Below are 19,233 nucleotides of genomic sequence, written 5' to 3'. Positions count from 1 at the left end.
ACAAACCACCGCAGCACCAGACTCAAAGGAGAGTTCCATGAACACCAAGCGCATCGGTGCCGCCGGCGCCGCCTTCCTCGCCGCGACCATCATGGCGGCCTGCGCCAACAACGCCTCCGGAGCGCCGACGAGCGCTGGAACCGTCGACAAGAGCGCCCCCACCGTGACGATCATGGTCGGCGGCATGAGCAAGCAGATCTACCTGCCCTTCATGCTCGCCAAGCAGCTCGGCTACTACGACAAGATCGGCGTCAACGTCAACCTCGTCGACGAGCCCGCGGGCGGCGACGCGACGCAGAACATGCTCGCCGGCCAGGTGCAGGGCGTCGGAGGCTTCTACGACCACAACATCGCGCTGCAGGCGCAGGGCAAGTCGTCCGAGGCGGTCGTCTCGATGCTCCAGATCCCCGGTGAGGTCGAGCTGTGCCGCAGCGACCTCAAGGGCGCCGTCAAGAGCCCGGCCGACTTCAAGGGTCGCTCGCTCGGCATCACCGACACCGGCTCCTCGACCGACTTCCTGACGCAGTACCTCAGCAAGAAGAACGGCGTCGACCCCTCCCAGGAGACCCGCCGCGGTGTCGGCGCGGGGCAGACGTTCATCGCCGCGATGAAGCAGAAGGCGATCGACTGCGGCATGACGACGGAACCCACTGTCTCGCAGGCAGTCTCAGACGGCACGGCGTTCATCCTGCTCGACATGCGCACAGCCGCGGGCTCCAAGGCCGCGCTCGGCGGCACCTACCCGGCCACCTCGCTCTACATGCAGACCGACTGGGTCAACAACAACAAGCCGACCGTCCAGAAGCTCGTCGACGCCTACGTCTCGACGCTCGCCTGGATCCAGCAGCACGACGGCGCCGCCATCGCCGACAAGATGCCCGCCGCCTACTACAAGGGCGTCGGCAAGGACGCCTACATCAAGGCGCTCGACAGCGAGAAGGGGATCTTCAACCCCACGGGCCTGATGCCCGAGGACGGGCCCAAGACCTGCCTCGCCGTGCTGGGCGAGTTCAACCCGAAGGTCCAGGGCAAGAGCATCGACCTGGCCAAGACCTACACCAACGAGTTCGTCAAGGCGGCCGCCTCGGTCGGCTGACCCCTCGCCCTAGGCGACCGGCTGCCCAGCAGCCGAGGAGGTATGCCGTCCGGCGCGGTCCGCGCCGGACGGCATGCTCACGCTCCGGTCAGGAGCCGACCGTGGTCGTCGGGCACTGGCGCAGCGTCTGGGTGGGCGTCGGGACGACGGGGACCTTGCCGAAGCTCTTCCACGCGTTGCCCACGACGAGGTCGACGGTGTCGCCCTTGCGCTTGTCGTTGACGAGGACGGCCTGCGGCACGTGGCTCTTGACGAGCTTGGCCGAGTCGGCGCCCTCGGGGCCGAAGCGGACCTGGGCGACCTGCTTGATCGTCGCGTTCTTCGGGTCGTTGCCGATCGCCTTGACCTTGAACCCGCGGTCGGTCGCCGTCTTGGCGACAGAAGCGGCCAGGCCCTTGCGCGACGTCGAGTTGTAGACGTTGAGGCTCACGTCCTCCGGGGTGAGCGGAGCGACCGGCACCTCCGTCGTGCACGGCCCCGGGGTCGGCGTCGTGTCGCGGAAGTAGGTCGACGCGTAGTAGAACGCACCGGCCAGACTGAGCAGGACGACCACGATGACGATCGTCGACCGGCGCTGACGACGCACCCGGTAGGTCCGATCGTCCTCGTCAACGACCTGCGACATCCACGCTCCCTCGTCCGTCGCCCCCGATGGTCGGGCGGCCTCGTGTCAGGAGAGTACGAGGACTCGGGCGTGAAGAACAGGACGCTGCTGCAGCGCGGCGCGAAGTGCCCGGTGCAGGCCGTCCTCGAGATAGAGCTCGCCCTCCCATTCGACACAGTGCGGGAAGAGGTCGCCGTAGAACGTCGAGTCGTCCGCGAGCAGGCCGCGCAGGTCGAGCGTGCTCTTGGTCGTGATGAGCTCGCCGAGCTGCACCACCCGAGGCGGGACGTTCGACCAGTCCTTGGTCGTCTCTAGTCCATGGTCGGGGTACGGGCGCGAGTCGCCGACGGCCTTGAAAATCACCCCCGCAGCATAGACATCGAAGGTGAAGGTCCGGCCACTAGAGTGCGAAGCGTGACCGAGACTGCAGCCTCAGGAGCGCCCGGCACGGGCGACAGCAGCCAGATCGACGAGATCCGGGCCGGCTACGCCTTCGACGGGGGCGTGCTCAGGCTGGGTGCGGCGGTCGTCGACGGCCAGGCCCACGCGGACGCCCCGGTACAGATTCCGCTCAGCGTGCTCAACCGGCACGGCCTCGTCGCCGGCGCGACGGGCACCGGCAAGACGAAGACGCTCCAGCTCATGGCCGAGCAGCTCTCCGAGCAGGGCGTCCCGGTCTTCCTCGCCGACATGAAGGGCGACCTGTCCGGCCTCGCGACACCGGGCGAGGGCGGCGACAAGATCACCGGCCGCGCGGCGGACGTCGGCATGCCGTGGGCGGCGACGGCATACCCCACCGAGTTCTTCGCGCTCGGCGACAAGGGCGACGGGATCTCGATCCGCGCCACGATCACCAGCTTCGGACCCACCCTGCTCAGCAAGGTCCTCGGCCTCAACGACACGCAGGAGAGCAGCCTCGGGCTGATCTTCCACTACGCCGACAAGAACGGCCTGGCCCTGCTCGACCTCAAGGACCTGCGTGCCGTCATCACGCACCTGACGTCCGACGAGGGCAAGGCCGACCTCAAGGACCTCGGTGGTCTCTCGAGCGCGACGGCCGGCGTCATCCTGCGCAACCTCATCACCTTCGAGGACCAGGGCGCGGGCGACTTCTTCGGCGAGCCCGAGTTCGAGACGAGCGACCTGCTGCGCACGGCCGCCGACGGCAAGGGGATCATCTCCTGCCTCGAGCTGCCCCAGGTCCAGGACCGCCCGCAGCTCTTCTCGACCTTCCTCATGTGGATGCTCGCGGACCTCTTCCACGACCTGCCCGAGGAGGGCGACCTCGACAAGCCGAAGCTCGTCTTCTTCTTCGACGAGGCGCACCTGCTCTTCAACGACGCGAGCAAGGCGTTCCTGCAGGCCATCGAGCAGACGGTGCGGCTCATCCGTTCCAAGGGCATCGGCGTCTTCTTCGTGACGCAGTCGCCCAAGGACGTGCCGCCCGGCGTGCTCGCCCAGCTCGGCAACCGCGTGCAGCACGCCCTGCGAGCCTTCACCCCCGACGACGCGAAGGCGCTCAAGCAGGCCATCGCGACCTACCCGCACACGGCCTACGACATGGAGAAGCTCCTGACGAGCCTGGGCATCGGCGAGGCCGTCGTCACGGTCCTGTCCGACAAGGGCGTGCCGACCCCCGTCGCCTGGACCCGGATGAAGGCCCCGAACTCGCTCATGGACCCCTCGCCCCAGGCGACCATGGACGCCGTCATCGGCGCGTCGCAGATCAAGACGAAGTATGCCGCCGTCGTCGACCGCGAGTCCGCCTACGAGATGCTCGCGGCCCGCCTCCAGGCGGCCCCTGCGGCGCCGGCTGCCGCCGCTCCCGCTCCCGCGCCTGCGGCGCCCGCTGCCACCCCGAAGCGGCCCGCCAAGGAGGAGCCGAGCATCATCGAGCAGGTCGCCGGCAGCTCGGCCTTCAAGTCCATGCTCCGCTCGGCCGGCACCGTCATCGGGCGCGAGATCACCCGCAGCATCTTCGGCACCCGCAAGCGCTGAGCCCCGCGGGCGCAGCCATGCGGCATACGTCCGCGACGACCTACGCGTCGAACTCGATGTCGTCGAGGTCCCCGTCGACGTCGGCGAAGTAGCTGATGACGCGGATGTCGGGCTCGTCGAGCACCTGCAGCACGAGCTGGCGCAGCTGGATCACCTGACCGGTGTCGAGGCGGATCCGCTTGGTGCGGCCGCGGGTCGGGTCGGTGTCGTGCCGCTCCCACCACTCGACGGTCGCCGGGTTCGCCTTGAAGATCTCGTCGAGGACGCGCTTGAACGACGGGTCGTCGGGGTGGCGCGCATACGCCTCGCGGAAGAGCGCGAGCTGGTCGGCGGCCTCCTGCTCCCAGTCGACGAAGAGGCTGCGGGCAGCCGGGTCGCAGCAGTAGAACCACAGCAGGTTGCGCTCGCGCTTGGTCCGCTTGCTCTCCCAGTCGGTGAAGAGCTGGCACGCCGTGTGGTTGGCCCCGAGGACGTCCCAGCGCGCGCCCACGACGTAGGCGGGGTTGGGGTCGAGCGAGTCGAGCAGCTCCTCGAGCTCCTCGGTGAGCTCCTCGTGGGGCTGCGGTCGGCGGGAGGGCGCCCCGGTGGCGAGCGCGTGCAGGTGCGAGCGGCCGTCCGCATCGAGCTTGAGCGCGCGGGCGAGACCGTCGAGGACGCTCGTGCTCGGGCGCAGGTCGCGGCCCCGCTCGATGAGGTCGTAGTACGCCACGGAGATGTTCGCCAGCTCGGCGACCTCGGTGCGGCTGAGGCCGACCCGGCGCCGACCCTTGGCGCGCTTGATGCCGACCTCCTCGGGCGCGAGCTGCTTGCGGCGGGTGCGCAGGAACTCGCCCAGCGGTGAGGGGGTGCGCACGCTGAGCGGGACGTCCGTGGTCATGGCGCACATCCTGCCAGTGGGCCACGCTTCCGAGACCCGCCGTGCCCGACTCGGGCTCCACGGGCTTTCGTATGCCGTCTCGTCCGGTCCCAGCGGACGTGACCTCACCGCCGCGGTGCCCGTGCTGGTGCTGGCTGTCGGTCGGTGCGGGCGGCGAGGTCGCGGATCTCCTGCTCGGCGCCGGCGGCGAAGACGTCGAGGTCGGGGAAGAGGTCGGCGTCCGCCACGGCGAGGACGTCGAACCGGCCCGCGTAGGACAGCGCACCCACGCCCAGAGTGATGTTGCCCAGGAGGTTGATCAACGGGAACGCGTCGAGGACCGTGGCGCCGGCAAAGGACAGTGGCTCCCTCGGTCCGACGATGTCGGCGCTCAGCAGGTGGATGCGCTGACGGATCACGAGCCGGAGCATGATCGCGCTGAGGACCCTGTTCCGGAACACCAGACTGAGCGAGGGATGGCGCATCGCCTTCGCGCCGGACGTCGCCGCGGTGACCAGACGAAGCCGCTCACGCGCGCCCGGCTCACCGACGGGGAGCTGGATCTTCATCTGGGAGATCCGGTTGCCCGGCCCCGTGTCGTCAGCCCCCCGGCGCAGGGAGACCGGGACGAGGATCGGGAGGGTCAGCTGGTCGAGCTGCTCCCCCCGACTGGTCAGGAGGGCACGCACGCCACCGGCGATCATCGCCAGGAGCACGTCGTTGACGGTGGCCCCATCGGCATGGGCCACGTCCTCCACCTCGCGCAGGGGAACGCGCACGAGCGCCAGCCGACGATGCGGACCGACCAGTCCCTTGAGGCTCGTCACCGGTCCCGGCTCGCCGCCGACCAGCCCACGTACCGCGCGCCAGGCGCCTCCCGCGGCCCGCATGCCCGCACGCGGATGGCGGAGCGTGGCGATGCCGCGACCCGCCTCGTGCACGTGACGGGACCAGGTCTCGGTGAGCAGCTCCCGACGAGTCGGCTCCGGTGCCGGGATCCGGGCACGGCCTGCCGGAGCGCCGGCACCGGCCGACGCGCGCAGCAGGGCAGCCAGACTCGCGATTCCCGCGACTCCGTCCGCCACGACGTGGTGCATGCGCACGAACATGGCCACGCGACCGGCATCGAGGCCGGGGAGCAGCCACATCTCCCACAGGGGCCGACCCAGGTCGAGGCGGCGGCTCCGGATGTCCTCGACCGCGGCCAGGAGGGCACCCTCGCCGCCCGGTTCGATCGGGGGTCCCAGACGGACGTGCTGGGCGAGGTCGAAGTCAGGTGCATCGACCCAGAACGGGCCGCCGAGCCCACGAGGCGGCACCCGCAGCACCTGCCGCAACCGCGGGAGCCCGGGGAGCCCGCGAGCGACGGCCTCCCTGGCAGCCTCGACCGACGGACGACCCTCCTCGTCGACAAGACGGCCACCCTCGAGGATGACGACGACCCCGACGTCCTGCGGCCAGGCCTTGTCGGAGAGCAGGAGCATCCGATCCTCGGAGCTCAGCCTCTCGATCGGCACACCACAACCTCCTGAAGCCAGCATCCAGCCGTCACGCCGTGCTCGAACAGGGACCAACGGCCCTTGTGACGCCCTCCCCCGCTTCGCACGCTGAGCCCATGGACAGTCCCGAGCTCGCGCTGCGCCGCGACGTCGTGCGGGTCCTCGACCGCTGGCCGACCGCGGGTCTGGCGGTCGCCGTGGTCCGCGACGGCGAGCCGACGTGGTTCCACGACCACGGTGTCAGCGACGTGACGAGCGCGGCGCCCATCACGCCGGACACCGTCTTCCGCGTCGGCTCGCTCACCAAGACCTTCACCGCGGTGGCGGTGATGCAGCTGTGGGAGCAGGGGCGGGTCGACCTCGACGCACCCGCCAACGACTACCTCTCGACCTTCCGGCTGCGCCCGACGCGACCAGGTCTGCGGCCGGCGAGCCTGCGCCATCTGCTCACCCACACCGCCGGGGTCGGCTACTGGCGACGGTGGTCCGACCTGCTCCACCCCGTCTCGGGCGCGGGCGTGGAAGCCCGTCGACTGCTGCCCCTCGGCGAGTACTACCGCGGCGGGCTGCCGCAGGAGGTCCAGCCCGGCACCAAGTGGGTCTACAGCAACCACGGCTTCGCCGCGCTCGGGCAGGTCGTCGAGGACGTCTCCGGACAGCTCCTCGCCGACTACCTGCGCGAGCACGTCTTCGACCCCCTCGGGATGTGGGACACCGACCTCGTCCGGTCCGCACGGGTCCGGTCCGCGCTCGCGACGGGCTACCTCGTGCGGTCCCGCGGGCTCGTGCCGGCGCCCGACCGACCGGTGCCGACGCCCGGCGGCGGGAGCCTCTACTCGACCTCGACCGACCTGGCCCGCTACGTGGAGTGCCTGCTGCACCAGGGAGCCGGCGCCGGCGGACGGATCCTGGAGGCGTCGACCGTCGCGGAGATGTTCTCCCCGCAGTTCCGACCCGACCCTCGGCTGCCCGGCATGGGCCTCGGCTTCGACCTGGGCGTCGAGGACGGCCACCGCACCGTCGGGAAGAGCGGTGTCGTGTCCGGCTTCCTTGCCGCGCTGACGCTGGAGCCGAGCGCCGGGCTGGGGGTCGTGGCCCTGGCCAACACGGGAGGCCTGAGCGGGCAGGGAGCCCCGACGGAGGTCTGCAGTGCCGTGATCCGGACGCTCCTGGACCTGCCCGAGGACCGGCTGCGTCACGACGTCGCGCCCCGACCTGACGTCTGGGCCGAGCTGTGCGGCTGGTACTCCCCAGCGCCCGGCCCGGTGACGAACCTCTTCGCCCGGGCGCTCATGGGCGCCGGCGCCGAGGTCGTCGTCGACGGTCACCGGCTGGTCCTCAAGCCGCTCACCCCCGTCCCGGCCCTGCGCAGGGGCATGCCGCTCCACTCCGACGACCCGAAGGACCCCTACGCCTTCCGGGTCGACTTCTCGGAGCTGGGCATGGGCACGCTGCCGGTCGTCTTCGCCACGGCGGACGCCGGTCGTCGTGCCCGCACCCTCTGGCTCGACCTCATGGCGTTCGAGCGGCGTCCCGACCTGCGCAACCCCCGCCGCCTGGCCGCGGGGGCCCTGGCCGCGGGGGTCCTCGCCGCCGGCATCGCGGGGCCTCGCCGCTCCGGTCGGGGCTCCGGTCGGGGCTCCGGCCGGGCCTCCAGCCGGAACCCGTTCCCCGCGCACGTTCCGCCCGAGGGGTCCTGAGCCGTGCCGTCCCGCCGTGCGCACGCGAGGGACTGGCCGAGGCACGTCCCGCTCCGGGACGTGTCGCTCTACGTCGACGTCGTCGGGCACGGCGATCCGCTCGTTCTCATGCACGGCGGCCCGAGCGCCGACCTGTGGACCATGGGCGCCTTCAGGAGACTGGCCGACCAGCACACGCTGGTCTTCTACGACCACCGGTGCAACGGGCGCTCGACCGGGCCTCCCGCGTCGTCGATGACGTGGGAGAACCTCACGGCCGACGCCGAGGCCCTGCGTGAGCACCTCGGCTTCGACCGGTGGGCCGTGCTGGGTCACTCCTTCGGCGGGCACGTCGCCCTCGAGTACGCCCTCCGCCAGCCACAGCACGTGTCACGGCTCGTGCTCGTCGACACCGGTGCCGACGCGCGCTGGGCCCGGGAGAACGCCCCTCGGGTCATGTCGGAGCGGGGCTTCAGCGCTGCCAAGGTGGAGCTGGTCCGGCGCTGGTTCAGCGGCGAGTTCGAGCCGCGCGAGTACCTCCCCATCTTCTGGCGGATCAGCAGCGCCTACATGCCCAACCACGGCTTCATCGGGATGGTGCGCGAGCTGGCCGAGGGCGGCTGGCGTTCGCGGATCCGCGCCGAGCCGTACCTGTTCGCAGCGCGCTCCCTGCTGCCCGGCTGGTCGGTGGTGTCCCGACTCGGTGAGATCACGGCCCCGACCCTGGTCGTCGCCGGGCGTGAGGACTTCGTCTTCCCTCCGGAGTGCCAACGCGAGCTCGTGGACGGGATCCCCCACGCCGAGCTCGTGCTCGTCGACGAGGCCGGCCACAACCCGCAGGACGAGAACCCCGCCGAGGTCATGGCAGCGGTACGGGCGTTCCTCACGCGAGCCTGATGTAGCCGGTCAGCTCCGAGGGCGGGAACGGGCTCCCTGCCCGAGGCCTCTGCGTTCGACGAAAAGAGGAAGGACCCGACGGCAAGCGCGTCGGGTCCTTCTTCGTCTGGCGGTGGCGGTGGGATTTGAACCCACGGTGGAGTTACCCCCACACACGCTTTCGAGGCGTGCTCCTTAGGCCGCTCGGACACGCCACCGGGAGAGACCTTACCGGAGCCTGCGTCCCTCGAAGAAATCGACCAGGAGGGCTGCCGACTCCTCGGCGCGCACTCCCCCGACGACGTCCACGACGTGCGTCGCGAGGGGGTCCCGGGTCAGGTCCCACACCGACCCGCACGCCCCCGCCTTGGGGTCCCAGGCACCGAACACGATCCGCTCGACCCGGGCCGCCATCGCCGCGCCGGCGCACATGACGCACGGCTCCAGGGTCACCACGAGGGTGCAGCCGTCGAGCCGCCACGAACCCAGCACGTGCGCCGCCTCCCGCAACGCGACGACCTCGGCGTGCCCGGTCGGGTCGCCCAGCTCCTCGCGGACGTTGCGCCCGCGACCGACCACGCGTCCGTCCGGGTCGACGACGAGCGCGCCCACCGGCACGTCCTCGGCCTCCGCGGTCGCGGCGGCCAGGTCGAGCGCCTGGCCCACCCAGGCGGCATACGTCTCGGGTGCAGGGACGGAGCCCCTGCCGGGGGTCTCGGATCTCTTCGCCACGCGCTAAGTTTCCACCCATGGACGTCCATGTCGCAGACCACCCGCTCATCGCCCACAAGCTGACCTACCTGCGCGACAAGCGGACCGACAGCCCCACCTTCCGACGCCTCGCCGAGGAGCTCGTGACGCTCCTCGCCTACGAGGCCACCCGCGACGTCCGTGTCGAGCCGTTCGAGATCGAGACGCCGGTCGCACCGACCACCGGCATCAAGCTGAGCAACCCGAAGCCGATCATCGTGCCCATCCTGCGCGCGGGTCTCGGCATGCTCGACGGCATGGTCAAGCTGCTCCCGAGCGCCGAGGTCGGCTTCCTCGGGATGATCCGCAACGAGGAGACCCTCGAGGTCTCGACCTACGCGAACCGCCTGCCCGACGACCTGACCGGCCGCCAGGTGTTCATCCTCGACCCGATGCTCGCCACCGGTGGCACGCTCGTCATGGCGATCGACTACCTCACCGCCAAGGGCGCCCGCGACATCACGGCCGTCTGCCTGCTCGCCGCCCCCGAGGGCATCAAGCACCTCGAGGACGAGCTCGCCGACAGCGACATCCCCGTCAAGGTCGTGCTCGGCACCATCGACGAGAAGCTCAACGAGAAGGGCTACATCGTCCCCGGTCTCGGCGACGCCGGCGACCGCCTCTACGGCGTCGTCTGAGCGCACCCGTTTCGTCGCGTATGCCGTGTGGTCACGGCAGCTCGTCGCCCCACTCCGCGTCGCGCGCCCTCCGATAGCGCTCGCCGGCCTTCTTCGAGACGACCTCTCGGCCCGCGCTGCCGTCCGGACGGCACACCTGGAACTCGACGAATCCCCTGCGCTTCAACGGGTGGCGGAGGATGCGAGCCGAGAGCGTCTCTGCCGCAGGCAGTTCGGCGCCACCCGGGGCGACGGCCGCGACCCACGAGAACTTCTCGTCCTCGTAGGACAGCTCGGCGCCCTTGAGCCGTCGATGCTCCGCGCTCCTGTTGACGCGGGCCGCGAAGTGGCACCAGTCACCCTTGGTCAGAGGGCAGTCCGCCGCGTGCGGGCACGGTCCGAGCAGGGTCCAACCGGCGGCGATGAGCGCCGTGCGGACGCGGAGCACCCGGGTGTAGCCGTCGGGGGTGCCGGGCTCGACGACGACGACGGCCTGTCCACGCTGCATCGCATCGGCCACGAGCGCGTCCTGCTGCCGCTCGTCGAGCTCGCTGAGGACGTACGACACGGTCACGAGGTCGGCCCGGACCTCGGGCCACGCGCCGGCGCGGGCCCGCTGGAACCTCGCGCGGGCCAGGACCGGGGACGGCGCATCGATGACGAGCTCGCGCCCCAGGGCCAGCGCGTCCTCGACCTGGTCCAGCACGGTGACCGACTCGAGCGCCTCGAAGACGCTGGCAGCTGCCCACGCCGCAGCACCGGTGCCACCGCCGAAGTCGAGCATCGAGCGGGGGTCGAGGCCATGCGCGGCGACGGCGCCGAGCACGCGCGACAGGGCGGCATGCGTGGCCGGCATCCGGTAGGCGGCATACGCCGCGACGTGCACGCGGGAGGCGAGGATGGGCGCGGAGGCCGGCGCCACCGAGCGGTACCGCGCGACGAGGGCCTCGGTCGCCCGCGTCAGCTCACGTTCGTCGACCCCGCCCACCGCGCGCCTCAGAGCGGTGCGCAGCGCGGCGGCATACTCTGGCGTTCGCGACACGCGAGGAGGATAGCGGCGCGAGGGCAGGCGGCCGACCGACACGCGGGAGGCGTGCCACACCACACCAGCCCCGTACGGCACACTGGACACACCTCTGTGCCGGGAGGCTGTCAGGGCAGCCCCGACACCTTCCCTCCAAGGAGCTACACACCATGGGCGCCAAGGCCAAGAAGATCATCCTGATCGTCGTGCTCGCGTTCTTCGTCTACGCCGTCTTCACGTCCCCCGACAAGGCTGCCGACATCGTCAGCAACCTCTGGGGGGTCCTCGTCGACGGCTTCAACGCGATCCTGCGGTTCTTCAGCTCCCTGCTCAACCGCTGATGCGCGCACACTGAGTCCATGGCCTTCCTCCGGAGCAGCGAGGTCCCGAAGGGGCTGACGCCGATCCTGCTCCCGGGCGAGCGGCTCGTCACGGCGGTGCGTGCCCACTGGGCCAAGCTCGCCGAACCGGTCGCGACGACCACCCTGGGTTTCGTCGCCGCCGTGTGGGTCGACTCCAACGTCACGAAGTCGACCCAGGCGCTGGGCACCATCTTCTGGTGGATCTTCTTCGCGCTGCTCGCGCGGATGCTCTGGTGCCTGCTCGACTGGAGCCACAACTGGTTCGTGGCCACGGACAAGCGTCTCCTGCTGCGCTACGGCCTCATCTCGCACAAGGTCGCGATGATGCCGCTGCTCAAGGTCACCGACATGAGCTACGTCCGCTCCATCCCCGGCCAGTTCCTCGGCTACGGCAAGTTCGTCCTCGAGAGCGCGGGCCAGGACCAGGCCCTCCGCGAGATCAAGTGGGTGCCCGACCCCGACCAGACGTACCGCAACATCTGTGCCGAGATCTTCCACATCGTTCCGCCCCCGGGCGACGAGGACTTCGAGGAGATCGAGGAGTTTCCCGCAGACCCGGGTCCGCCCGAAGCCCCGACGCCCGGCGAGGGATCGGTCGCGCGTGCTGCGAGCACGGACTATCCCGACGTGCCCCGCACGCACAACCCGATCCAAGATCGGCTGGACTCCTACTCGCGCGCGATGCCGATCCATCGGCCGGCCGAGCGCCCCGAGACCGTCTACGAGAGCGACGACCTGAAGCGCCGGCGCCGCGGCGCCGACACCGGCCCGATCTGGCCACGCTCGGACGGCTGACCACTGCTCGGGCCCTGCTGACAGGGACCGGGGCCGGCGGGGTACCACTCTGAGAGCCGCGGCACCCGTCGACGGTTCGCGGCCGACGGTGTCCCGCCAGGGCTCGCCGCCGGACGCGCTCACCGCTAGTTTGTGGTGATCCCATCACCGACCTGCTCGGAGGTCAGCATGAGTGTCTTTCGCACCAAGTCCATCGAGGCCTCGATGGCCTCGGCAGAGGAAGCCGACCACCAGCTGAAGAGGACCCTGAGCGCGCTCGACCTCATCGTCTTCGGCGTCGGCGTCATCATCGGCGCCGGTATCTTCACGCTGACCGGGCGGGCCGCGAAGGACTATGCGGGACCGTCGATCGCGCTGTCGTTCGTCGTCGGCGCCATCGTCTGCGGTCTGGCCGCCGTCTGCTACGCGGAGTTCGCCTCCACGGTGCCCATCTCGGGGTCGGCCTACACCTTCTCCTACGCGACCCTCGGTGAGCTCGTCGCCTGGATCATCGGCTGGGACCTGCTGCTGGAGCTCATGCTCGGCGCGAGCGTGGTGGCCCAGGGGTGGTCGCAGTACTTCGTCACCCTGCTGGGCCAGCTGGGGATCACCTGGCCAGAGCCATTAGGGCCTGGTTCGCACTTCGACCTGCCGGCGTTCCTGCTCATCGCGGCCCTGACCCTGCTCATCGCCAAGGGGATCAAGGAGTCGATGCGCGTCAACCTGGTGCTCGTCGGCGTCAAGCTGTTCATCGTGCTGTTCGTCATCTTCGCCGGCATCCAGTTCATCAACCGCGACAACTGGTCGCCGTTCATCCCGCCGTCGCAGCCCGGCAAGGCCGCCGAGGGCCTGGCGACACCCCTGCTCCAGGTCCTGACCGGCATGACCCCTGCGACCTACGGCGTCATGGGCATCATGGCCGGCGCGGCGATCGTGTTCTTCGCCTACATCGGGTTCGACGTCGTCGCGACGACGGCCGAGGAGGCGAGGAACCCTCAGCGCGACCTTCCCCGCGGCATCATCGGGTCGCTCGTGATCTGCACGGTGCTCTACGTCGCCGTCACGCTGGTCATCACGGGCATGCAGAACTTTAAGGAGATCGACCCCAAGGCAGCGCTCGCGACCGCCTTCACCCACGTCGGCAAGGACGGCTTCGCGACCCTCATCTCGGCAGGAGCCGTGGCCGGCCTCACGACGGTCGTCATGACGCTCATCATCGGCGCCACGCGCGTCACGTTTGCCATGAGCCGCGACCACCTCATCCCGGCGACGCTCGGCCGCACCAACCCGAAGACGGGAACGCCGGTCAAGCTGACCCTCATCATCGGTGGCGTCGTCGCCCTCATCGCCTCGCTCACGCCGATCGGCAAGCTCGAGGAGATGGTCAACATCGGCACGCTGACGGCGTTCATGCTCGTCTCGCTCGCCGTCCCGATCCTGCGCAAGCGCCGCCCCGACCTGAAGCGCTCGTTCAAGGTCCCGGGCAACCCGTTCGTGCCGTGGCTGTCGGCGGCCGCGTGCTTCTACCTCGTGCTCAACCTCTCGATCGAGACGTGGATCCGCTTCGTCGTGTGGATGGCCCTGGGCTTCCTCATCTACTTCTCCTACTCGCGCCACCACAGCAAGCTGGCGACGGGCGAGGAGGAGGAAGGCAGCCGAGGCGCACCGGAGGTCCTCAGCGAACGCTGACCCACCACGCCATTGCCGACAGCCCGCCCGTGACGTCACGGGCGGGCTGTCGGCTTCGGGCGGGGTCTACTCGCCGCTCGGCGGTTGCAGCAAGTGGAGGGACCCGAGGACGGACCGGTGGTCCGGCTCGCACTGGCAAGGACAGTCGGTCAGGCAGGCGCGCTCGAAGCAGTCGTCGAAGCACGAGCACTCCGGCTGGGGCTCCGCCGCGCGACGGGTCTCGGCAGACGCCACCCCTCGCCAGTAGGCAGCCCGACGGTCCTCGCGAAGACCGCTGACGGTCGGGTGGTCGGCGGGCACGCCTGCGCGACCGCGGCGGGCGGCCCTGGACGGGCGCTGCTCGAACCAGCCACGCGCCTCTCGCACGCCACGGCGCGGGTGGACCCGGTCGGAGGGTGCATCCTGGGGCGGCCGGACGTCGAGGTGACCCGGGAAACGCCGGTCCGCGTTGTCGCGCAGGACGTCGGACGGAACCGGCCCCACCTCGCGCCCGTCGCGGTCGACGACGGTGAGGCGAAGGCCCGCACGTCCCAGGATGACCGACAACGTCGCGGTGTCCACTCTGCTGGCTCCGGACTCGAGCCGTCCGACAGTGGCCCTCGACAGGCCGACCTCCTCCGCCAGCTCTCGCTGGCTAAGGTCCGCCAGCCTCCTCGCACGGACGATGTAGCGCGCGCCGTCGAAGACCTCGCCCGCCTCGCTCGCGTCAGCTGACTCCGCCCGCACCGGCTCACTCATGGCCACCGCCTCCTCGTGCCGGAGATGCTGGCAGCCACCGGTGACACTCCCCCGACTCGGAACCTGCTCCCCAAACCGGAGCAAGTGCCGATAGACCAGCTCCCGCACCAATACCCGCCCGACTCGGAACCTGCTCCCCAAAGCGGAGCAAGTGCCGATAGACCAGCTCCCGCACCAATCCCCGCGCGACTCGTAACCTGCTCCCGAAAACGGAGCAGGTTACGAGTCGCTGGCTGGGCTCCCGTCCGCGGGAGCTTTCTCAGAGAGCCTTGATGATGTCCTCGACGCGCTCCTTGGCGTCGCCGAAGAGCATGGCGGAGTTGTCGCGGAAGAAGAGCGGATTCTGGACGCCGGCGTAGCCCGCGTTCATCGAGCGCTTGAACACGACGACGTCCTTCGCGTTCCACACCTTCAGCACCGGCATGCCGGCGATCGGTGAGGTCGGGTCCTCGGCGGCGGCCGGGTTGACCGTGTCGTTGGCGCCGATGACGAGCACGACGTCGGTGTTGGGGAAGTCGTCGTTGATCTCGTCCATCTCGAGGACGATGTCGTAGGGCACCCTCGCCTCGGCGAGCAGCACGTTCATGTGGCCGGGCAGCCGGCCGGCGACCGGGTGGATGCCGAACCGGACGTCGACGCCGCGCTCGCGCAGCTTCGACGTCAGCTCGGCGACCGGGTACTGCGCCTGCGCGACGGCCATGCCGTAGCCGGGGGTGATGACCACGGACGTGGCGTTCTCGAGCAGCTCGGCGACCTCGGCAGCGTTGGTCTCGCGGTGCTCGCCGTAGTCGACGTCGGCGTCGGACACGGCCCCATCGGAGCCGAACCCGCCGGCGATGACCGAGACGAACGACCGGTTCATGGCCTGGCACATGATGTAGGAGAGGTAGGCACCGGACGAGCCGACGAGGGCGCCCGTCACGATGAGCAGGTCGTTGCCGAGCATGAAGCCGGCCGCGGCCGCCGCCCAGCCCGAGTAGCTGTTGAGCATCGACACCACGACGGGCATGTCGCCGCCCCCGATCGAGGCGACGAGGTGCCATCCGAAGGCGAGGGCGATCGCCGTCATGACGAGCAGCGGCACGATCGAGTGAGCCGCGACGAACCACACCAGCAGCCCCGCCGACACGAGGAGTGCGGCGAGGTTGAGCCAGTGGCGGGCCGGCAGCATGAGCGGCTTGCTCGAGATGCGGGCCGAGAGCTTGAGGAACGCCACGATCGAGCCGGTGAACGTCACCGCGCCGATGAAGACGCCGAGGAAGATCTCGACGAGGTGGACCGAGTCACCGATTCCCTCGGAGGCCAGGAACGTGTTGAGCCCCACGAGGACCGCGGCGGCGCCGACGAACGAGTGGAGCATCGCGATCAGCTCGGGCATGCCCGTCATCTCGACGCGACGGGCGCGCCAGATGCCGATCGCGGCGCCGATCGCCATGGCGACGGCGACGGCGATCACGTTGCCCCACGGGGCATCCCGCAGGGAGAGCCACAGGGTGGCGACGAGGGCGATGCCCATGCCGACCATGCCGAGCACGTTGCCGTCGCGGGCAGTCTCGTGCCTCGACAGGCCGGCGAGCGACATGATGAAGAGAAGAGCCGCGACGATGTATGCCGCCTGGATGAGTGACGTGCTGACGTCGGTCATGGTTCAGCCCTTCCTGAACATCGTCAGCATGCGGCGGGTCACGGTGAAGCCACCGAAGATGTTGATGCTCGCGATCAGCGTGGCGACGAAGGCGAGGACGAGGATGACGAGCTGTGAGCTCGGCGACGTCCGGGCCGACCCGAGCTGGAGCAGGGCGCCGACGACGATGATGCCGCTGATCGCGTTGGTCACCGACATGAGCGGCGTGTGCAGGGCGTGGTGGACGTTGCCGATGACGTAGTAGCCGATGACGACCGCGAGCGCGAACACGGTGAAGTGGCCCAGGAAGCTCGCCGGTGAGACGGCCGCGATCGCTGCGAAGACCACGGCACCGATCGCCATGCCGGCATACCTTCGGCGCGGATCCTTCGGCGGCTCAGGCTCTTTGGTGACCTGCTTGCCCGCCGGCGACTGCGCGAGCGGCGCCGCGCTCACCTGGATCGCCGGCGGTGGCCACAGCAGCTCGCCGTCGCGCGCAACGGTCATGTTGCGCTGCACGACGTCGTCGAAGTCGAGGACGAGCTGGCCGCCCTTGCCCGGCGTGAGCAGCTTCATGAGGTTGACGAGGTTGGTGCCGTAGAGCTGCGAGGCCTGGGTCGGCAACCGGGCCGCGAGGTCGGTGTAGCCGATGATCCGCACCCCGTTGTCGCTCACGACCATCTCGTCGGCAACCGAGCCCTCGACGTTGCCGCCGTTGGCCGCGGCCATGTCGACGATGACCGAGCCCGGCTTCATCGAGGCGACCATTTCGCCGGTGATGAGCCGTGGCGCAGGACGTCCCGGGATGAGCGCCGTCGTGATGATGATGTCGACGTCAGGGGCCTGGGCGGCATACAGCTCGGCGGCGCGCCGGTTGTACTCCTCCCCCATCTCCTTGGCGTAGCCGTCGCTCGAGGCCGCGGCCGCGTCCACCTCGGGCATCTGCACGGCGAGGAAGTCGGCGCCCATCGACTCGACCTGCTCGGCCACCTCGACGCGCGCATCGGTCGCGCGGACGATGGCACCGAGCGAGCGCGCCGTGCCGATCGCGGACAGCCCTGCCACCCCCGCCCCCGCCACGAGCACCTTGGCGGGAGGCACCTTCCCGGCGGCCGTGACCTGACCGGTGAAGAACGAGCCGAACTCGTGGGCAGCCTCGACGACCGCGCGGTAGCCGGCGATGTTGGCCATCGAGGAGAGGACGTCGAGCGACTGCGCGCGGCTGATGCGGGGGACGGCATCCATCGCCATCGCGGTGACCTCGGCCGCGCGGAGCTTCTCCACGAGGTCCGGGCTGATCGCCGGCGCCATGAGCGAGACGAGGACGGTGCCCGGTCGCAGCCGCGAGATCTCGTCGTCAGATGGGGCATTGACCTTGTGCACGACGGCCGAGCCCCATGCCTCGTCGGCGGTGACCACGCGAGCGCCAGCTGCGGCATACGCCTCGTCCGAGAAGCTGGCGCCCGCTCCCGCTCCGCTCTCGACGGCGACCTCGTAGCCGAGGGCGACGAGCTGCTCGACGGTCCTGGGCGTCGCGGCGACGCGTGTCTCACGGGCACGGGTCTCTCGGGGGACACCGATCTGCACGCTGGGCTCCTTCGCGCGGAGGGCTGTGGGCACTGGTTCACGAACCTAGGGCACGACCCGCTGGTAGCGGCGGCTCTGCCGGGCACGTCACACAAATGACACGCGTCCGGACCGGAACGTCTCTGATCGTGGGCATCCGGAGGCTGCGAGCCAGCCCGTGCGCGGCGGCAGCGCCGGCGGCGGTCAGGGCGAGGGCGCCCGCCGACCCAGGCTGAACAGCTCGGGCGGCGGCTTCTGGTCGGACTCCAGCCTGCGGTAGGCACTCGGGGTGGTGCCCACCTCGGCGAGGAACTGCCGGTTGAAGTTGGCCATGTTGTGGTAGCCGCTCATCTCGGCGACCTGGGCCACCGAGTGCTCGGTCGTGTCGAGAAGGCGGCGGGCATAGGCGATCCGCAACTTCTTGACCATGTTGGAGAACGTCATGCCGGTGGCCGTCTTGAAGTACTTGGAGAACGTCGGCTCGGACATGAACGCCAGCCTCGCGGCCGTCGACAGCCGGACGTCACCGGTCAGGTTGTCGAGGATGTAGCTCAGTCCGGCCTCGCCCGCGTCCCGCGAGGCCCGGTCCGTCGGTCGTCCCACCCATTCGCTCGCCACGAGCTCGTACTCGTCGGTCGGGGCGTGCGCGAACAGCGCGAGGAGCTTGAAGAGGTGGCCGAGCTGCTCGACACCGTGACTGTGCACGCAGGCGAGGATCGTCTCGGCTGCCCGCCACGCAGTCGCGCCCGAGAACACCAGCCCCCGCGTCGACCGGTGCAGCAGCTCGGACACCTCGGCGAGCTCGGGCAGGTGCTCCGTCGCCGCGCGGACCCACTCGTCGCTGAACTGGATGACGGCGTCACGGTCCACGGCCACCTGACCGTCCGCGAGGTCGCTGACCCAGTCGTGCGGGAGGTTCGGACCCATCATGCTGACGTGACCCGGCGCGAACGTGCCGATGTGGTCGCCGGCGATGAAGCTGCCACGCGTCTTGGTGATGAGGTGGATCTCGTACTCGGGGTGGTAGCCCCACCCGCAGATCTCGCTCGGGAAGTCGTGGGTCAGGACGCGCACGGACGCCTGCGGGTGCGGCGGGATGACCTCCCGGCGCATCGGTGCGCCCAGCTGCAAGGCGGACGAAGACGGCGCGCTGGTATTCCCCTCGGGCACGTGGGTCGTTCCACGTCCAGAAGTCCCGCCGGATCGATACGAAACCATCTTGTCCTTCGTCGGGGCCGGGACCTCATCGTCACCGCTCGTGCTGGAGAGCGGACCGGAAAAGCCGTCCCGGCACCTCTCCCTCGCAAAATCGTATCAACGACAGAGGGCTCATGGTGCTTGTTGACGTCGTCGTCGCGTCAATACCGTACGGGCAAGTTCCAGTCAAGAACTGCTTGCGGACGCCATCCGGGCGGTGTGCCTGCCTCACCGGTGATCGGCGGCCTCGGGCCGGAACGACAGATGCCTACCAAAGGAGTTAG

Annotated in this window: 18 protein-coding genes and 1 tRNA gene; 8 read left to right on the top strand and 11 right to left on the bottom strand. The window is 70.0% G+C overall.

Going from position 1 to position 19,233, the window contains the following annotated elements; all coding sequences use genetic code 11:
* Positions 1 to 37: 37 nt before the first annotated feature.
* Positions 38 to 1,096, top strand: coding sequence for an ABC transporter substrate-binding protein (locus ABD831_RS12085; protein ID WP_344946484.1), 1,059 nt, complete (start codon positions 38 to 40; stop codon positions 1,094 to 1,096).
* An 88-nt stretch (positions 1,097 to 1,184) separates the two neighbouring features.
* Here the strand turns inward: ABD831_RS12085 and ABD831_RS12080 are convergent, their stop codons facing one another.
* Both ABD831_RS12080 and ABD831_RS12075 read right to left on the bottom strand, forming a co-directional pair.
* On the bottom strand, positions 1,185 to 1,721 hold the full coding sequence (locus ABD831_RS12080) for a LytR C-terminal domain-containing protein (protein WP_344946481.1): 537 nt from the start codon (positions 1,719 to 1,721) through the stop codon (positions 1,185 to 1,187).
* A gap of 45 nt (positions 1,722 to 1,766) precedes the next feature.
* The gene (locus ABD831_RS12075; RefSeq protein WP_020145941.1) at positions 1,767 to 2,063 is read right to left on the bottom strand and encodes a type II toxin-antitoxin system VapB family antitoxin; all 297 of its coding nucleotides are present in this window, start codon (positions 2,061 to 2,063) and stop codon (positions 1,767 to 1,769) included.
* Between the two features lie 51 nt (positions 2,064 to 2,114).
* Between ABD831_RS12075 and ABD831_RS12070 the strand changes: the two genes are divergently transcribed.
* The gene (locus tag ABD831_RS12070; protein ID WP_344946477.1) at positions 2,115 to 3,698 is read left to right on the top strand and encodes a helicase HerA-like domain-containing protein; all 1,584 of its coding nucleotides are present in this window, start codon (positions 2,115 to 2,117) and stop codon (positions 3,696 to 3,698) included.
* 40 nt (positions 3,699 to 3,738) lie between these two features.
* On the opposite strand, the gene ABD831_RS12065 is transcribed toward ABD831_RS12070, so the two are convergent.
* The gene (locus ABD831_RS12065) at positions 3,739 to 4,575 is read right to left on the bottom strand and encodes a helix-turn-helix domain-containing protein (protein WP_344946474.1); all 837 of its coding nucleotides are present in this window, start codon (positions 4,573 to 4,575) and stop codon (positions 3,739 to 3,741) included.
* 104 nt (positions 4,576 to 4,679) lie between these two features.
* Positions 4,680 to 6,071 carry a wax ester/triacylglycerol synthase domain-containing protein gene (locus tag ABD831_RS12060; protein ID WP_344946470.1) on the bottom strand — a complete coding sequence of 464 codons (1,392 nt, stop codon included), beginning with the start codon at positions 6,069 to 6,071 and terminating at the stop codon, positions 4,680 to 4,682.
* 98 nt (positions 6,072 to 6,169) lie between these two features.
* On the opposite strand from ABD831_RS12060, the gene ABD831_RS12055 reads away from it, so the two are divergent.
* Positions 6,170 to 7,753, top strand: a complete 1,584-nt coding sequence (locus ABD831_RS12055; protein WP_344946467.1) for a serine hydrolase domain-containing protein — start codon at positions 6,170 to 6,172, stop codon at positions 7,751 to 7,753.
* A gap of 60 nt (positions 7,754 to 7,813) precedes the next feature.
* Entirely contained in the window at positions 7,814 to 8,629 is an 816-nt protein-coding gene (locus tag ABD831_RS12050; protein WP_344946463.1) for an alpha/beta fold hydrolase, read from the top strand.
* A gap of 107 nt (positions 8,630 to 8,736) precedes the next feature.
* On the opposite strand, the gene ABD831_RS12045 is transcribed toward ABD831_RS12050, so the two are convergent.
* Positions 8,737 to 8,826, bottom strand: a tRNA-Ser gene (locus ABD831_RS12045).
* 10 nt (positions 8,827 to 8,836) lie between these two features.
* On the bottom strand, positions 8,837 to 9,340 hold the full coding sequence (locus ABD831_RS12040; RefSeq protein WP_344946460.1) for a nucleoside deaminase: 504 nt from the start codon (positions 9,338 to 9,340) through the stop codon (positions 8,837 to 8,839).
* A 17-nt stretch (positions 9,341 to 9,357) separates the two neighbouring features.
* On the opposite strand from ABD831_RS12040, the gene upp reads away from it, so the two are divergent.
* Complete coding sequence (gene upp, locus ABD831_RS12035; RefSeq protein WP_142179244.1) at positions 9,358 to 9,996, top strand: uracil phosphoribosyltransferase; 639 nt, start codon at positions 9,358 to 9,360, stop codon at positions 9,994 to 9,996.
* 31 nt (positions 9,997 to 10,027) lie between these two features.
* Here the strand turns inward: upp and ABD831_RS12030 are convergent, their stop codons facing one another.
* Positions 10,028 to 11,017 carry a small ribosomal subunit Rsm22 family protein gene (locus ABD831_RS12030; protein WP_344946456.1) on the bottom strand — a complete coding sequence of 330 codons (990 nt, stop codon included), beginning with the start codon at positions 11,015 to 11,017 and terminating at the stop codon, positions 10,028 to 10,030.
* Between the two features lie 152 nt (positions 11,018 to 11,169).
* Between ABD831_RS12030 and ABD831_RS12025 the strand changes: the two genes are divergently transcribed.
* The 3 genes from ABD831_RS12025 (at position 11,170) to ABD831_RS12015 (ending at position 13,824) form a co-directional block, all read left to right on the top strand.
* A complete protein-coding gene (locus ABD831_RS12025; protein ID WP_185744804.1) occupies positions 11,170 to 11,340 on the top strand; it encodes a hypothetical protein in 171 nt (56 codons plus the stop codon).
* Positions 11,341 to 11,358: 18 nt separating this feature from the next.
* On the top strand, positions 11,359 to 12,156 hold the full coding sequence (locus ABD831_RS12020; protein WP_344946453.1) for a PH domain-containing protein: 798 nt from the start codon (positions 11,359 to 11,361) through the stop codon (positions 12,154 to 12,156).
* Between the two features lie 168 nt (positions 12,157 to 12,324).
* A complete protein-coding gene (locus tag ABD831_RS12015; RefSeq protein WP_344946450.1) occupies positions 12,325 to 13,824 on the top strand; it encodes an amino acid permease in 1,500 nt (499 codons plus the stop codon).
* A gap of 66 nt (positions 13,825 to 13,890) precedes the next feature.
* On the opposite strand, the gene ABD831_RS12010 is transcribed toward ABD831_RS12015, so the two are convergent.
* From ABD831_RS12010 to ABD831_RS11995, 4 genes are all read right to left on the bottom strand, one after another.
* Complete coding sequence (locus ABD831_RS12010; RefSeq protein WP_344946447.1) at positions 13,891 to 14,562, bottom strand: helix-turn-helix domain-containing protein; 672 nt, start codon at positions 14,560 to 14,562, stop codon at positions 13,891 to 13,893.
* A 259-nt stretch (positions 14,563 to 14,821) separates the two neighbouring features.
* Positions 14,822 to 16,207: a Re/Si-specific NAD(P)(+) transhydrogenase subunit beta gene (gene pntB / locus ABD831_RS12005; protein ID WP_344946443.1), complete on the bottom strand. Its 1,386-nt coding sequence runs from the start codon at positions 16,205 to 16,207 to the stop codon at positions 14,822 to 14,824.
* Between the two features lie 3 nt (positions 16,208 to 16,210).
* Complete coding sequence (locus tag ABD831_RS12000) at positions 16,211 to 17,773, bottom strand: Re/Si-specific NAD(P)(+) transhydrogenase subunit alpha (protein WP_344946440.1); 1,563 nt, start codon at positions 17,771 to 17,773, stop codon at positions 16,211 to 16,213.
* A 183-nt stretch (positions 17,774 to 17,956) separates the two neighbouring features.
* On the bottom strand, positions 17,957 to 18,865 hold the full coding sequence (locus tag ABD831_RS11995; protein WP_344946437.1) for a helix-turn-helix domain-containing protein: 909 nt from the start codon (positions 18,863 to 18,865) through the stop codon (positions 17,957 to 17,959).
* Positions 18,866 to 19,233 lie beyond the last annotated feature (368 nt).

Source organism: Terrabacter ginsenosidimutans (assembly GCF_039539425.1).
In the GTDB taxonomy this organism is placed as follows: domain Bacteria; phylum Actinomycetota; class Actinomycetes; order Actinomycetales; family Dermatophilaceae; genus Terrabacter; species Terrabacter ginsenosidimutans.
The sequence above is the reverse complement of the archived record's forward strand: the minus strand, read 5'-3'. Positions and strand labels throughout refer to the sequence as shown.